Raw genomic sequence first — 15,316 nt, 5'->3', positions numbered from 1 at the left:
GTAATTCCTTTGCAGAGTCGGGAATAACTAAGCAAAGATTGTACCTAAACTTATTCTTAGGCGGGGTTATCAAAATAGTAATAAAAAAGCGAAATAGGCAGGCCCACTTCGCTTTTGTGTGTTGCTAATGCGTTGGCAATCGGTAACCAGATACCGGAACCTTTGCTTTAGAACTGATAGTTTACAGACAACTTAACGTTACGCTCGTTACCCGGTAAGCCACCCAGGAACAGGGCTTTGCTGTAGTAGCGCTCGTCCGTCAGGTTCTCAATATTCAGCTGGATCTGATACTTGTCACCCTGATAGCGCGCCGCAGCATCCCAGCGTGTATAGCTGTCAATGATAGCGGTTGGCAGACCAAATGATGCTGAGTTTACAGTGCGCTCACCCATATAGCTGACACCCAGGCTGACAGTTAGGTTGTCTATCACAGTTGCAGGCAGCTGATAGTTTACCCACGCACTGGCCATTTTCTCAGGTACGCCTTTTTTCTGCTCAGAGCGTTCCTGTGCACGGATCTCGATAGCATCCTGCCAGGTGGCATTCAGGTTTAAGTCAACTGATTCTGCTAGTGCCAGATTCAAGTCGACTTCTACGCCTTTTGATTCATCTTCATCATCGTAGAAGTATTGCGTAACACTGACGTTATACTCAGGATCTTTCGGATCATCGTTATACAACGGGTTGGTGTAACGCAGGTTAGTACGACTGGTTTCAAACCACACAATTGAACCCAGCAGGTCTTCGTCCAGCGCGGTGAAACGGATACCTAAATCCAGCGATTCTGACTCAGAATCCGGGCGATTTGGTGAGGTCGTGTCATCAGACAAAGAGCCCAGAATGCTGAAGGCTGTGCGGCCTTTAGCAATATTTACAAATGCTGATAGTTGAGGATGAACCTGATAGTTCACGCCAAAGTTATAGGTCATGCCTGAGTCATCTGAGTCCAGCTCTTTGCTGGCCTCTGGTGCACGATCGCTGCCCTTGTGCTGATACGCCTGTTCAATTGCTGAATAGGCAAGACCCGCACGTACGGTTAGTTGCTCGTTAAGATAAAGTACTTCCTGGAAGCTTATCCCGTAAGCATCCAAGGACTTGTCATAGTTGCTGCGTAGTGATGGGTCGTAGTCCATGATATCGCCGGTCGCCCAGTTTGGGTTACGAATATCCAAAATATACGGGATAGCATTATCGCCTTTGGCGCTGTCGGCATCATAAATCGACCAGCTCTTCAGGGCCATTTCACGGTTTTCATAGTTTACGCTGAGCAGGTGTTCACCCATAATGCCACCCAGGCTCCAGCCCAGTTGTAAATCGGCAAAGTATTGCCAGGTTTTTTCCTCAGCAACTTGGCGGCGATATTCTTGTCGACGCGCGGCAAAAGGGTGCAGTTCGTCATCAATGACTAAAGGTGCACGAGGGTCGGCGTTAATGACACCACGACGGTCCCAGTAAACATAGTTATATGCGCCTGTCTGACGGGCAAACTCTGAATCATAGCTGCGCCACAAGACTTGTTGCGTTAGGGTTGAGTCGTTATTGATATGCCAGTCGTGACGAAGCTTGATTCTCAGCTCTTCACCTTCATTAGGTTTAGAAAGCGGAGAGATCAAGTTACCATCGCCCAGGTTGTAAGGCTTAAGGCCGTCTGTGGCAAGGATTGAAGTTGCAAGCTGCTCGCGTTGCTGTGCAGTCAGCTGAACGCCCAGGTAGTTTTTGCCTTCTTCATCCATTTGGGGATCGTTTGGCAAGTTTGCTGCGCTGAGCATACCCGGTGTGCCAGAGGTGCTGTCCCAGTTCATGATGCGAACAGGGTCACCAATTGAATCAATTTGTAATGCGTCATCAATATAAGCGGTTGAAAGTAGTAGCTTGTGACTGGCGTTTACGTCAAAGCTCAGGCTGGCATAAATTTCGTCTCTGTCTGATTGCAGGTCACGATAGCCATCACTGCGTTCATGGTTAGTGACAAGACGATATGCCCATTGATCGTTCAGGCCTCCAGTGGCGTCAAATCCAATACCATAGCTATTCCAGCTGCCTGCTTTGGCACTGACCTCGAAAGCATCCTGTTGTTGCGGCTTTTTCTCAACCAGATTGATTACACCACCTGCTGCGCCGATGCCGTATAAGCCAGTTGCCGGGCCCTTTAATACTTCAATACTTTCAACATTAGTCATTGAACGTGTAGGGTTAAAGCTGTTACCCAAATCAGCACCACCGTACATGCCATCATAAGTGTAATTCACACCCAGGCCACGTATGGTCAGGTTGTCGCCGATCCCATAGTTATTACCTGCCTGCCCCAGACCACTGACGTTACGTAAAGCTTCCTGTAAGGTGGTCGCATTTTGCGCTTTGAGCAACTCTTTATCAACAACCACAATGGCCGCCGGCGTTTGCATTAAGGCCATGTTGGACTTAGTGGCTGTGCCTGATTCTAGAATTAGTTTGTTGTGTTTACCGTACACACTAATTTTTTCGATATTCTCGTCAGCGCTTTGAGCGACAACGATCGTGCTGTTAACAGCGGCACCTAACAGGGCGACTTTAACGGCATTGGCCAATAGATTTGGTGAATTCTTTGAGCGAGAGAATTGCATTTTACACTCCATACAACTAAGGAACCCGGCTTCGGGACTGCAGAGGGAGCGCATACTAACAGTGATTTTAAATGATAACAACTCTCATTTGCGTTTAATAAATGTTGCTTGTGTGGCGAATTATTTGATCTGGTTGATTGACTGAGAATGAATTATTGATAATTTATTAAATAAAAACAATCGTATAAAAAAAGCACACAGATCAGATGAGTATTTACACTCAGTCGATAATTAGCAGTAACTGGGAGCACATCTGCAGTTAAGGGTTCGTCTGAGTGGTGTCTTCGGCGTATTTTGCTTTGACCAGGGCGATATAGTGCTGCAGGTTCTTTTCTTTAGTGAGTTCAAAGCGGTGCGTCAGCAAGGAGATGTCACAGACCCGGTCGAGTCGAAATTCGCGGTAATCGTTGCGCAGAAGGCAGTGGCCGATAATGGTCCATTTACCACCCCAGTAGACAAGTCCGAGCGGCTCTATATCTCGCTCGCTATATGCCTCTTTGGCATCTTTATAGTGTAACCTGACCTGGCGTTTCTGAACCACAGCTTCGCGCAATGTACTACTAAACCTTTGATGATCTTCGGTGTGGCCAAAGCTGGCGGCAACATAAGGAAAGTCATCAAGCTGTTGTTTAAGATGCTCAGGAAGCGCTGCCTCAATTTTAGCCATCGCGCTGCTGGCATGTTCTGATAAGACTGGATCAGTCCAGGCGCTGGCCATGCGGGTGCCCAACAATAAAGACTGTAACTCCGCAACGGTAAACATCATGGGAGGTAAGTCACACTGGGCTATCAGGTAACCAATGCCAGCTTCGCCCTCAATAGGCACGCCAGAGCTTTGAAGATGTTGGATGTCGCGGTATATAGTGCGCTCAGACACGTTCAGCCGTTCGGCAAGTTGCTTGGCCGTAATGGCCAGGCGTCGTCCTTTGAGCAGGTTAACCAGCTGAAATAAACGCTCAGATTTGTGCACTACATTACTCCGGGGAAAAGCCGGGGAATTATCCCGGCATTGATATGCTGAGTCAGGTTACTCACTGCAAGGGGTTTGCGCAACTACCTCAGTTAAGGTGAGTGACAGGCTCTCTTTGTCAATCACCGCCGCAAACTGCTGACATACTTGCTCATGCTCAAATGCCTGTTGAACGCGTTGGGCATCTTCCAATGTATTCCAGTATACAATGTCAGTGTAGACACCGGTTTCAGCATGCTTTGATACGGAGCGGTATAGCAGGCCCGGTTGTGTTTTAACGTAAGCCATAAAGTGTTCATTTTGAATCAGAAAGTCTGCTTCAGTGACACCGTTAGCCAGTTTGAAGGTGGCGATTTCTACGATATTTGTGCTCATGTTTTTATCTCCTTGTTTAAGTTGGTGACAGTAAAACACGCGGCTTTGTCAGGGAGTGTCAGTAGGTTTTTTTAGGCTAACTATTTTGCTATCGATCTTGTTGATTTAGCATGGGGAGTCCCGCAATTGGCTAGAAAAACGCGAAACTATATTATTAAAATTGTATATAAATCAGAATACTAAAGAACTATCCCTTCAAACATTGCACTGAATAATGTGGCGGATTTTTTGGATTGTTCTTATGGTTATGTTGAGGTGGCTGCCCTTAATGTGTCGTAGCCCATATTTGCTCTTACAGCTGAGCAGGAAAGGTTTAGACTTGACGGCCCGTGATGAGCGATCAACAGAAGGTCACGCTCTTACTAATCTGGGTAGTGCTTTTCTGATTCCCGCCAAAATATTGATCCACTCAATGCGCTCTTTCCTAGGTTTGCCATCGAAAAACTTTGTAGCTATCACTTCGATCAGTTTTATACAGTTCAAGCTTATGAGTAATGGGCTGTCCATTATCGTAATCAGTAATTTCGATCATTCTTCTAAAATTAGGTATATCCTGAGTTTCTACATAGTTTTCAGATTGTTGAAATCTAACATCATTTTTAATTAGCATATGATTTACGATAATTTTTGAAGTTTTATTGGTTTGTCTATACATTGGTTACCACTTACCTTCCAAGGCCTTACTAATTATCTGTTATAAGCCAAGGGTAGCATCATTAATAAACTCCTAAGAAGCTTGCTAATTCCACTTGTTGGAGTTTTGCTATTAGTCTGTTTTGTACTATTTCTTTCTTTAGATAAGGTTGGTTTGACTATTGTCACGGCATCGGTGTTTGTACTTTTCAGTGCTGAGCATGTTTTCAATTTTGTTGGTCGTTCTGATGTTTCGTTTTTAAAGAATATTGTTGGTTCAATAATTCAAAAAGTACTAGCGTTTTTGCTACCGGTGATGGTTTTGTTTGCTATTTTCGGTGTATTTGGCATATAACAAGTTAATAAATAAGAACATAAAATCATAGGCTTGCCGCGGGGCGGCAGTGTAGCCTATAATTTTTCTCTATTATCAAAGCGTTAAATTTTAGGTACATGCAGAAAGAGCTTACAGGTCGAGAAAACGACTTCCTTATCCTGCTCGAAGAGGAGTATGGCTATAAACATTGGTTTTGGTATCCAGAAATGGAGCCAAGAATTCTCATCCAATGGTGGAAAGCTCTTAAAACAGTAGAACCGTATTTCATGACACCAGAGCCACTTCCTGGAAGTGTGATCTTCGCAGAAGACATGGATCACTGGTACTCTCTGGAAATGACAGGACAATATTACGAAGCCCATATCCATTGTGATGATGACAGCTGGATAAAAATACCAAATCAAGGCTATATCTACCATGCTGGGTATATTGGCGAAAAGTGAATTTAACAATCCAACGAAGCTGACCCAGTAAGCGCCGCTGGGTTGGCACGAGGCCGCCACCAAGTATAGCTGCGCTCACTGGGCAGTTTATTGGGGCGTTAAGCAACAAGGAGAAGTCATGAAGTATTTAATTTACATAATGTTCTTGTTTTTTTGTTCTGGGTGCGCCAGTCCCTACATTCCGAAAACAGAAAAGGAATTACGTGAAAATCCCTATCAAATTATGGAAGTGTGTAGTCAACTTCCTCTGAAAAAAGCATTTAATATTATTGTCGTAAATACAATTAGATGTCATGCCGGGCAAGAAGAAGATGGAATATTAATGCCCGCAGGTGGTGTGTTTTTACCAATAACGACATCATCGGAAACAAATGTATATCACGAAATTTCTGATGATCTGGAAGATGCAAAAGTTTCCATTGAGTTTAAATCATCGACCAACGGGGGCTTTTTACAATTAATTGAAATAAGAAAGACAGGTGCATGCCCGGCATCTATTTCAATCTATAAACTAAATGAATCTAAAAAGTGGAAAACTGCTTCAGAAGCCGTTTTTAAGTGGCTTGAAGGTGACACTGAAACCTGCTTTGAGTCGTTTTGATGCCTAACAATACAAGTAAACACGAACACCGCATCGCAGGCTCTTTCGGTTTAGCCTGTTCTTCATTGTCAGTTATTTAAGAAGTTAGGGACCACAGGCTCAGAAAATATCCTCCATATTATCGCGGCTGCTGAACCCGATAATCTAAAGAGGAATGAATGATGAATATCTTAAGAAATAAAGCCTGGAGAAGGTTTAAGGCAAAGGTGAAGTCGAGAAAAAACAACGAGACTACTGAAAAGCAATGGATCGCTGAAAAAAATTGGAAGCTTATGTATACGCGCAGTGAAAAACTTCGTAGAGCAAAGCAGCTTGGTATCGAGTACCCAAAGAAGACTGTTCGGCAAACTTTGGATAGTGAACAGCCTTTGGATGACGATAAATGAAAAATTTACTATTTATATGCAGCCGTAATCAATGGCGTAGCCCTACGGCTGAAGCTATATGGCGAAAGCATGCCGATTTTAATGCCAAATCGGCTGGAACAAGTCCAAAAGCAAGGAAAACTGTCAGCTCAACGGATATCTGCTGGGCTGATGTGATTTTTGCTATGGAGTCTAAACATAAAAATCGGCTTAAAGCTGAGTTCGCTCGCTTGCTTGATCACAAGCCCATATATGTATTAGATATTCGAGACAATTATAAATATATGGACCCCGAACTGGTTCAGGAGCTAGAGAGTTTAGTGTCTGCGCATTTGGAGGAGTAAGCGCTTAAAAGGCTATCGACCTGACCTCCACTGCGTGGTTCAATTTTGTGCTTTAATAGCACAAAACCAATCCACTAAGTTTCGTCAGGTTATGGCAGCGTAAGCCAAGGTAAATATGAGTATATCGAAGGAACAATTTGCTAAAGTTAGAACTCCATTCAGAGTGCTGTCAGGCTTTATTTTTGTATTATCATTTTTGCTAGTTCCAATGATAATTTTTGTTGGTTTCACAGAGCCATATGACCATTTTATTTGGGTTGTCACGGCAGTGGTTTTTTTAATGGGTTATATATCTGGTCATGTAACAATCACAGGATATGCCCCAAAATTTTTACTGTTTGCACACGGTTCTAAAGATGGCTCATAGCGAGCCATGGCAAAGGGCAGCTAACAGCTTGCTTGGTTCCGCTGCGCTGCATAATTTTATCAGGCTATTGATCGGCCTCTCAATGGGGGGTAGAGAGCACAATGAAATCATTTTTAATTTTACTATTGAGTATTCCCGGGTGGGCTATAGGGAATCAGCTCCTCACAAACGAGGATATCTTAGAAGCTGAGCAGCCAATCTATTGGCATGTTAAAAAGTTGGTAACAGTCAACGAAGCGGTAACTCATCCTCTTTTATTCGAATTTACTTCAAAAGGAAACGGAAGTGTTAAAGTTAAACACGGACAATGGATCAAAATATATGACTGTCATGACAATGGTTATTTATATTCTCCGTGCTTAATGAATCAGGTGGTTAAAGATGTAAACTCTGATGGTTATAACGACGTTGTTTTTGAAAGTGAACTAATTTATACAGGCGAAAAAGAGTCTGACCCTAGGATAAAAATGGGAAGAGTTTTTGTTGAATTAGTTTACTCAAAAAAAGAAAACGGTTTTACGCTTGGGAATTATAGCACTTCAATTAAACCTTATGAGTATTACGAGGAATAGCTCCCTAACAAATTTTTAAATCGGAACAGAATTTATAGGGGTATGTGCCTGAGGTGATATGAACAAATCTATTACCACTTTATTTTTTCTATGTTGGCCGCGTTGCAAGGGCATCCGCTTCAATCCAGAACATAGGCACAACCGATTTTTGAATTTACCGGCGGGTATCACTTGAAAAAGGTCGACTGCTAAAAAGGTCATTTTTTAGCAAAAACCGCAGAAAAAGCGCCCATTTTGTTAGCAGCTGCAGTAGGTGTTATGTGTGATTATGAAAAAGTATGCGTTTATTTTAATGGCTTGGTACTTTTTGTTTATTAGCTTTTACATCTCATATTTTATCGGTGTTGAACAGCCATTCTTGACTAACTCACTTTTCTATTTTTTTGTAATACCATACTATGGCTTCGGTGCAATGGTTTGGTCTGTATTTTCTGGTGTAGGTATTTTTATTTTTCTTGCAAGTGTTGTATCCAGTGTCTTATGGCTTAAAAAGGGTAAATTAGTTTACTTATATTTGTTACCGATTATAGGCTTGATAAGCGGTGGTATCTTCCGTTACATTGCCACATAATAATCGTTTTATGGCGGAGCCAAAAGCTTGGCTTGGTTCGTGCCTCTCCAATTCTGCCAAGCATTTTGCTGCCATATGTGGGGCGCTGGGCTTCTATGAACTCTGAACAATATGTAGAAAATTTATTCATCAATGCTGGATGGCATAAAGGCCGAAAGATTAAGGTAAAGAAGCAAGTCTTGAACTCTTTCAAATCAGCTTATCAAAACGCAATTAAAGTCATTACTGAATTCGGCGGTCTCAATGTAGGCAAGGTGGGCGCAGGTCGTGAATGTTCGGCAAGTGATATTTGCTTCAGAACAGAAACCTTTGACTTTGGAGGCGAGTTTCACAACTACTGGGTAAATCTAAATACCTCATTGTTTTCTATCGCATCGGCACATCATGATCATATGATGTTATTAGTAGACGATAACAATGAATTTTACATTTTTACTGATCCAGATGAACAGCTATACAAAGTAGGTAGCTTCGACGAAACAGTAAAAAGAGTGTTGTTGGGTATAAATTATGGGAAGGCACTTGAAAAAGCCTAACAAACGCTTAAACCTTGGACACAAAACCGCTGGCTTGTGTTCCTTCTTCGCCAAGTTTCGCACATTATTTTTTGCCGTTTATGGCAAGCGTCAGGGGTCAAGTATGCTCATGAAATATTTTCTAATTTTGCTGTTGTTACCAGTTACTGTTTTAGCAGAGGACTGCTCTGGAATTAATAGTTGTAATTACACTTCTATGTGGTCACAGTACTCAAAATTTGAAGTGACGTATTCAAACTCTGAAAAAGAAAAAGGAACCACTTTCGAGTATTTTATTGACAATAATGAATCTTTAATGACCTTTGAGACAAAAAATGGACGTGCCTATGTCTATACAATTCCTAAAGTAGCAACGCTATGGAAAGGTGTTGGTGAAACAGGTATAAAAAGTGCAAAGGAATGTCGGGCTGTAGTAAAAGATACGTATGCAATTATTCAAAGTTACGCTGTTAGGCCTTTATTTTTTCTGGGCTATGGGACTAAGCTAAGCCCGGAACAGCTTGGAAAAGAAAACATAATTGAAATATCAAACAACGAGGATACAAGAGTTCAAATAAATCCAGGTGATCACATGGTCATCGGTGGACCATGGAAGCTGGAAGGGACCATATTAAAAGATAAGTATGTTAAATACAGTATTTCTCATGAATACAAAGGTAAAAATGGCAAAAATTCGAGCTTACATCTAAAAGGTGAATGGGTTAGTCAGCCACACTCTATACCAATAGATGCTAAAGAATCACTAGATGAATGGCTTGTGTGTATTTGGGGGAGTTACTCCTACAAAGATGGTAAAAGTATTTTTACTCCCAATTTCAGTGAAACGTCAAAATTAACGACGATTTCAGATATAAAAACCTTAGCAAGCGCATTGTGAGCGGAGTCAGGAAGCTTGCCTTGGTTCGTACCTCACCAATTTTAGCCAAGTATTTTTTCTGTATATGCGGACGTTATGTGCTTGGGTGAATTATGGATTTTATTGTTAAAGTTATTTGGGCTGCTACTCCTTTTGCTCTAATCGTTCCATTTCTATTAAAGCTTCAAATTTTGCAATGGGTTTCGCAAAAGTGGTTACTTGTATTTAGCTTTGTTCTAAGCTCACTTGGTGTAGTATTGTCGCCAGAAATGTTGTGTGCAGGTACGTGCAGTGTAATCACTGGAAGCATAATTACATCAGTGTCAATTAATGCTGTTTTCCTCTCAGCTTTTCTACTTTTCAGCTACAAAAAACATAAAGTAAAAAGCACTTAACAAAACAAATTAAATTGCGGACAAAAAACAGTTGGCTTTGCTCGTGCCTTACAAGTTATAGCCAACTGTTTTTAGTCGTTTATTTGCGGCGCTTAGAGGCAAAGATGGTTCGAATGATAATTTATATTTTCACCGTTTTTTATAGCAACATGAGTGTAGCAGAACGCTTGCTGTCGGCTGAGACAGATGCAAGCAAATTCTATGAAGGGTTTCGGGAGCTTGTGTTAGCCAACGAGCGAAACAAAGTGTCAGAGCTATTTGCCTATCCGCTCTCTAATCAAGTCAAAACTAAAGCAGATCTCCTCGAACAATACGAAACTGTTTTTACTGAGCATCTGGTTTCAATAATTAAGTGTACATACACTTTAGAACATGTTGGGTGGCGCGGTTATATGCTTGCGGCAGGAGCGCTTTGGATTGACGGCAAGTACTTCGGTGACATAGATCCGATTAAGGGATCACCATCCTATGTCGATGACATAAAGGCCAAGATGGCAGACACTCAAAACTGGTACATGCGAATTCAAGGAGTTAACCAAGGTGTTGGTAAGTGCGAAAATGCCTCTTAATAATTTAATTATGAGGGAGTTACACTATCAAGCTCTGGCACAAAGTGTGCGGTTCACTTTTCTTTGCCAGTTTCAATTTGACAAAATGAACAGGTAAATTTAGACCGCTACACAGTGGCTGGCAGTTACTGTGTTCATGGACTTTTATTTCTCTGCATAAAATGATTGGTACGAACTCTCGGTCACATTCTTGGGGTGGATTTAGGGAATGTCATGTCGCTAAAGTACTGAAATATATTCAGTCAAGGAGAGAGGACATGAAAACTGAAAAGAACAATAACCTCGTAGATGTGCTGGTAAAGTGGGTCGCTATTGCAGTTGCTACACTATTTTCCTTCAGTGGCATCATTTGGTTGGTTTATATTCTGGTTACAGGCCGCGATGACTGACTCAGGGCTGGATATAAGCGCTGCACAAAAGAGTGGGTAAGTGTAGAGCCTTGCTATTTAGGCGCATTAAAATATTGGCCCGCACTTTTAGCTCGGTTAGAATGAGCACTTTTTGTAATGCGGGAAAATGTGATGGAATTAACGGCTTGGTTGAGTTTGGCGTTTATATGTTGTGTGGGAGCTATGTCTCCGGGGCCAAGTTTGGCAGTTGTGTTGCGTTACAGCCTGTATCATAGCGCTCAACATGGTATTGTCGCGAGTTTGTCTCACGGTTTGGGGGTGGGGATCTACGCGAGCTTATCTTTACTGGGTTTAGCGAGTTTGATTGAGCAATTCCCGTTGGTCTATCAGGGCCTGGTATATGCCGGCGCCGCCTATCTTGCCTATATGGGTTACAAGATCCTTACCAGTAAAAGTAGCGGTATTGAGGTCGCCACTGAGCATGATGCTAAGAGCTATGTTGCAGCGGCAAAAGATGGCTTTGCTATTGCCTTTTTGAACCCAAAACTGGCTATTTTTTTCCTCGCATTATTCTCTCAGTTTATCGACCCTGAAGCGTTAACACTTCAAACGGCGGTGATTATGTGCATGACGGTGCTGGTGATTGACGCGCTGTGGTATTTCTTTGTGTCCGTCGTGACAGCATCAGCCCGGGACAGATTCGACCTGACAGCAAAGCAGGCCGTTATCGACAAGATACTTGGCTGCACGTTTTTACTACTGGCAGCCCGGGTTGTTTATCAGACTATCTAGCGCTTAGTGCCAGCCATGCAATCGGACATAATTGCTGACTACAAAGACTTTTAATGTTGGGCTTGCCACGGTGTAATGATCGAATTTCAATGCCAGTCGATGTGAACCCCGGCTGGCCACTGATGCGATATCTACATGAATACATTGTCCGTTTGGTAGCACCAGGCTGGCACCACGCACGGTAAACATGTCTTCATACTGCGAAGCGTTGAGCGGGAAAGTACAGATGCGGGCACCAGTGAGTGACAAAGAATCGACATGAAAGGACGCCCGGGGGAAGTTCAGCAATAACCGTACAGACGGGTAAGGGGTGAATCGCCAGCTGCGTGGCATGCCATGCCCTTCGACAATATGCGGCAGGTCATCAATAATGGAAAGCAGCGTCTGGTGATCTGGATGCCACTGACTGTTATTTTGGCTAAACGCAGGGCTCATTGGCTGAGCAGGGAAGTCAACAATATTGGCTGTACGCAGATGTGAATCGAGCATACGCTCAGTTTGGGCGTAACTGGCCTCATGCTGGGCCAGTTCTTCAAGCAGATCACTGGTAAACGCCTTTAACTCGTTGCACAAATTGGCGTGCGCTTGAAATAAATCGAGCTGAGAGGTTTCCACCACCAGGTGAATGTAGTCCAGCTCATCCTGTGTCAGATCCATGATAGTCATTACCGCATAATTCGTAGTTTAAAAATTAAGCATGTTTTGTACCAGTTTTAGTTTCATCTTCGACTGATTTTTGACACCTATTTTGGATAACAAGCTGAGCAAAACGGATAAGCTGTGACTCAATTTCTAAACTTAAGCATTGACCAAAGTTCAGCCGAACATAGTTATGATAGAGTTCAGTCGTCGAAAACGCATCGCCACAGAGTATATAAATCCGCTCATCACGCAGTTGTGCCTGAAGTTGCTGAGTATCGACCTGTGGTAACTCAAACCACAATACCAGCCCACCCTGCGGACGGTTGAGTTTGATGTTAGCTGGCAGCAATTGTGTCAAAATCTGGATGTATCGGTTGCATTGTAAGGCTAGCGTCTGATTGAGTTTTCTCAGATAACGGGCGTAGTGTCCCCGGTTGATGTAATCTGCCAGTGCCAGTTGGAGTGGCCGATTACATCCTAAAGAGCGAACTCGGATCAGATCGTTATAGGTTTGGTGAAAACGTCCAGGTGCACACCAGCCAAGCCGGAACCCCGGTGCCAGTGTCTTGGAAATACTGCTGCACCATATTACCCAGCCGTCTTCATCAAAATGCTTTACAGGCAAAGGCGTCGTGCCTGTGTGGCTGAGTTCTCGATATACATCGTCTTCGATCACTGGAATTTGATATTGCTTTGCCATGCGGGCGAGCATCTGTTTTTGCTGCGTGCTCAGGCTATGTCCCGTTGGGTTCTGAAAGTTAGCGCTGATCAGACAGGCCGCAATTTCTTGCCTGGCCATGGCACTTTCTAACTGGGCCAGATCTATACCATCCTGATTACTTGGGATTTCCAGCACTTGTCTGCCCATTACGCTCAGTGTATCCAGTAAGCCGGTATAGCATGGCGAAGGGATTGCTATCACATCCTGTTCTTTGGTTGTGATCTCCAGCGCTGTTTTGACCGCATCCAGACAGCCCTGTGTGATGATCAACGCCTGTTCCTGCAACACAAAGCCTTGCGCTTGGAGGTGCTCTGACAGGGCTCGCCTCAGTGTTGGCTCACCGAGTGGATCGCCATAATTAAACATGCTGAGGTTGCCTCGCATCGTCCGGTTCAGTGAGGCACGTAGTTGTTGCGTATCTATCAGGTTGGCGTCGAGTTGTGCGGTGGCAAACCCCGACCTGAGTCGCCGTGGTGGGCTTTTTGGTAACGTACTGATCTGGGCATTAAATTGTGCGTGTTCAGTGAGTGGGACTGGATTATGTTCTGAGCAGGGAAAAAAGCCGCGTTTGGGATCTGCGCGAATGTAGCCGAGAGACTCAAGATATCTATAACAGGCCAGTGCCGTGGTCATACTGACCTGATGCAGGGCGCTGAGTTGACGTAATGATGGTAAAGGCTGATCTTGTGGATATTCCCCGCCGTCCATGGCACAGATAAACTGCTCTGCTAATACTTTATACTTTGCCTGTTTACCCATCTGTTATCTAAAAAATTATATTTTTTGTATCTGTTACCTTTTTTCTATCACGTTACAGTGAGAGCGTAAAGTCAAAAGGAGCCATCATGCATTCATTATTATCTCAGTCGTTACCAACCTACGCTCAGCTACTGGCTGCACTGGAGCTAGCCTGCAATGAGTTTCGGGACTCGCTCGATACCCGCAGGGTCAGCAATTCGAACGTTAGTCTGGAAGCAAGAACGCTCGGCGACCAGCCTGCGGGATTTGAGGCATTCAGCCAGATCTTTAACGATGAAATTGCACCACAACTTTCAGCCAGTAACGGCGGGCGTTACTGGGGCTTTGTCACTGGTGGTGCCAATCCCGTGGCTACTTATGCCGACTGGCTGGTGACCTTGTACAACCAAAATGTATCGAAAGGCGGAGATTCGGTTGCCAGTCAGGTAGAACGTCAGGCTATCAAATGGTTAACTGAGCTATTTGAGCTTCCCGCGGTGTTTGAGGGGGTGATGACTACAGGTGCCACAGCCGCCAATGTGTTGGGCGCAATGACCGCCAGGCAGAACGCCGGACTGAGTCAGGGGATAGACGTTGCAAAAGTCGGGAGCAAAGGTTTGGACTGCACTGTGTTTGCTGCGACGCCTCATGCCAGTATGGTTAAAGCACTCGGATTGGCAGGCTTAGGTCAGGAAACCTGGATCCAGATTGCCCGAGAGCCGGGCACCGAAGCCATGGATATTCACGATCTGGCCCGCAAGCTAAGTGAGTGTGATAGCCGGGGAAAAATCGTGATTGCCAGTGCAGCAACGGTGACCGGAACAGATTATGACGACCTTATTCGGATAGCGCAGTTATGTCGCCGACATAAGGCCTGGTTACATGTGGATGGCGCATTTGGTATTTTCGAGCGATTGCTGAATGGTCCAAATGGCAAAACTCAGGGGATTGAACTGGCAGACAGTATCACCCTGGATTGTCACAAGTGGCTCAATGTACCCTATGACTGTGGCGTATTTCTGACTCGTCATCCGCATACTTTGTTTGCAACCTGCAATGTGGATGCACCTTATTTGGCAAATAGTGAAGAGGCGTTTCCTTTTATGTCTTTAGGGATTGAAAACTCGCGACGTTTCAGAGCGCTGCCTGTCTGGGCAACCTTGCTCGCTTATGGTAAACAAGGTATTAAAGTGGAGATCCAGCGTAATGTGGCGCAGGCGGCAACTTTGGCTAACTGGATCAACGCCTCACCAGCGTATGAATTGGTGAAAGCCTGTGAGCTGAATGTGGTTGTGTTCTCGGCCAGCGCTGCCAATACGTATGATACGGAGGTGCTGTTAGCCCAGTTAAATGAAGCTGGTCAGGTGTTTATGACGCCGGGTAGGTGGCAGGGGAGCCCTGTAATAAGGTGCGCTTTTAGCAACTGGCGTACTGAACAACGGGATGTCGAACTGGCCATTGCGGAACTATCCAGGCTAGCAAATTAAGGGGAAATGGCGATCCCTTCAGGGAAGAAGGGATCGCGCATGGCTACTA

At 44.1% G+C, this 15,316-nt stretch carries 19 protein-coding genes; 14 read left to right on the top strand and 5 right to left on the bottom strand.

What is annotated here, in order from left to right:
* Positions 1 to 167: 167 nt before the first annotated feature.
* From MHN31_RS01940 to MHN31_RS01930, 3 genes are all read right to left on the bottom strand, one after another.
* On the bottom strand, positions 168 to 2,603 hold the full coding sequence (locus MHN31_RS01940; RefSeq protein WP_239443321.1) for a TonB-dependent receptor: 2,436 nt from the start codon (positions 2,601 to 2,603) through the stop codon (positions 168 to 170).
* 259 nt (positions 2,604 to 2,862) lie between these two features.
* Entirely contained in the window at positions 2,863 to 3,573 is a 711-nt protein-coding gene (locus MHN31_RS01935; protein ID WP_239443320.1) for a YafY family protein, read from the bottom strand.
* A gap of 57 nt (positions 3,574 to 3,630) precedes the next feature.
* The gene (locus tag MHN31_RS01930) at positions 3,631 to 3,948 is read right to left on the bottom strand and encodes a hypothetical protein (protein ID WP_138539075.1); all 318 of its coding nucleotides are present in this window, start codon (positions 3,946 to 3,948) and stop codon (positions 3,631 to 3,633) included.
* 1,086 nt (positions 3,949 to 5,034) lie between these two features.
* Here MHN31_RS01930 and MHN31_RS01925 point away from each other — a divergent pair.
* From MHN31_RS01925 to MHN31_RS01870, 13 genes are all read left to right on the top strand, one after another.
* Positions 5,035 to 5,361: a hypothetical protein gene (locus tag MHN31_RS01925; RefSeq protein ID WP_239443319.1), complete on the top strand. Its 327-nt coding sequence runs from the start codon at positions 5,035 to 5,037 to the stop codon at positions 5,359 to 5,361.
* 118 nt (positions 5,362 to 5,479) lie between these two features.
* Positions 5,480 to 5,962 carry a hypothetical protein gene (locus MHN31_RS01920; protein WP_125557547.1) on the top strand — a complete coding sequence of 161 codons (483 nt, stop codon included), beginning with the start codon at positions 5,480 to 5,482 and terminating at the stop codon, positions 5,960 to 5,962.
* Positions 5,963 to 6,120: 158 nt separating this feature from the next.
* Positions 6,121 to 6,348, top strand: coding sequence for a hypothetical protein (locus MHN31_RS01915; protein WP_239443318.1), 228 nt, complete (start codon positions 6,121 to 6,123; stop codon positions 6,346 to 6,348).
* Complete coding sequence (locus MHN31_RS01910; protein WP_239443317.1) at positions 6,345 to 6,671, top strand: phosphotyrosine protein phosphatase; 327 nt, start codon at positions 6,345 to 6,347, stop codon at positions 6,669 to 6,671. Before MHN31_RS01915 ends, MHN31_RS01910 begins: the two co-directional genes overlap by 4 nt.
* Before the next feature lie 115 nt (positions 6,672 to 6,786).
* Positions 6,787 to 7,038, top strand: coding sequence for a hypothetical protein (locus tag MHN31_RS01905; protein ID WP_239443316.1), 252 nt, complete (start codon positions 6,787 to 6,789; stop codon positions 7,036 to 7,038).
* A gap of 101 nt (positions 7,039 to 7,139) precedes the next feature.
* Positions 7,140 to 7,610 carry a hypothetical protein gene (locus MHN31_RS01900; protein ID WP_239443315.1) on the top strand — a complete coding sequence of 157 codons (471 nt, stop codon included), beginning with the start codon at positions 7,140 to 7,142 and terminating at the stop codon, positions 7,608 to 7,610.
* A 268-nt stretch (positions 7,611 to 7,878) separates the two neighbouring features.
* Positions 7,879 to 8,181 (top strand): hypothetical protein, encoded by a 303-nt coding sequence (locus tag MHN31_RS01895; RefSeq protein WP_239443314.1) that lies wholly within the window; start codon positions 7,879 to 7,881, stop codon positions 8,179 to 8,181.
* A gap of 95 nt (positions 8,182 to 8,276) precedes the next feature.
* A complete protein-coding gene (locus tag MHN31_RS01890; protein WP_125557539.1) occupies positions 8,277 to 8,717 on the top strand; it encodes an SUKH-3 domain-containing protein in 441 nt (146 codons plus the stop codon).
* Entirely contained in the window at positions 8,704 to 9,594 is an 891-nt protein-coding gene (locus MHN31_RS01885; RefSeq protein ID WP_239443313.1) for a hypothetical protein, read from the top strand. Before MHN31_RS01890 ends, MHN31_RS01885 begins: the two co-directional genes overlap by 14 nt.
* 92 nt (positions 9,595 to 9,686) lie before the next feature.
* Positions 9,687 to 9,968 (top strand): hypothetical protein, encoded by a 282-nt coding sequence (locus MHN31_RS01880; RefSeq protein WP_239443312.1) that lies wholly within the window; start codon positions 9,687 to 9,689, stop codon positions 9,966 to 9,968.
* 113 nt (positions 9,969 to 10,081) lie between these two features.
* The gene (locus MHN31_RS01875) at positions 10,082 to 10,537 is read left to right on the top strand and encodes a hypothetical protein (RefSeq protein ID WP_239443311.1); all 456 of its coding nucleotides are present in this window, start codon (positions 10,082 to 10,084) and stop codon (positions 10,535 to 10,537) included.
* Positions 10,538 to 10,794: 257 nt separating this feature from the next.
* Positions 10,795 to 10,926 (top strand): hypothetical protein, encoded by a 132-nt coding sequence (locus MHN31_RS24145; RefSeq protein ID WP_267251319.1) that lies wholly within the window; start codon positions 10,795 to 10,797, stop codon positions 10,924 to 10,926.
* A gap of 132 nt (positions 10,927 to 11,058) precedes the next feature.
* Positions 11,059 to 11,679, top strand: a complete 621-nt coding sequence (locus MHN31_RS01870; protein ID WP_125557534.1) for a LysE family translocator — start codon at positions 11,059 to 11,061, stop codon at positions 11,677 to 11,679.
* 3 nt (positions 11,680 to 11,682) lie between these two features.
* Here the strand turns inward: MHN31_RS01870 and MHN31_RS01865 are convergent, their stop codons facing one another.
* Positions 11,683 to 12,336, bottom strand: coding sequence for a hypothetical protein (locus tag MHN31_RS01865; RefSeq protein WP_239443310.1), 654 nt, complete (start codon positions 12,334 to 12,336; stop codon positions 11,683 to 11,685).
* Positions 12,337 to 12,370: 34 nt separating this feature from the next.
* Positions 12,371 to 13,801 (bottom strand): PLP-dependent aminotransferase family protein, encoded by a 1,431-nt coding sequence (locus MHN31_RS01860; protein ID WP_239443309.1) that lies wholly within the window; start codon positions 13,799 to 13,801, stop codon positions 12,371 to 12,373.
* Positions 13,802 to 13,887: 86 nt separating this feature from the next.
* Between MHN31_RS01860 and MHN31_RS01855 the strand changes: the two genes are divergently transcribed.
* Positions 13,888 to 15,267, top strand: a complete 1,380-nt coding sequence (locus MHN31_RS01855; RefSeq protein ID WP_239443308.1) for an aminotransferase class I/II-fold pyridoxal phosphate-dependent enzyme — start codon at positions 13,888 to 13,890, stop codon at positions 15,265 to 15,267.
* Positions 15,268 to 15,316 lie beyond the last annotated feature (49 nt).

This window comes from Pseudoalteromonas sp. McH1-42, assembly GCF_022347845.1.
Taxonomy (GTDB): Bacteria; Pseudomonadota; Gammaproteobacteria; order Enterobacterales; family Alteromonadaceae; genus Pseudoalteromonas; species Pseudoalteromonas rubra_D.
Note: the sequence above shows the minus strand (reverse complement) of the source record. Positions and strands in the feature narration are given on the sequence as shown.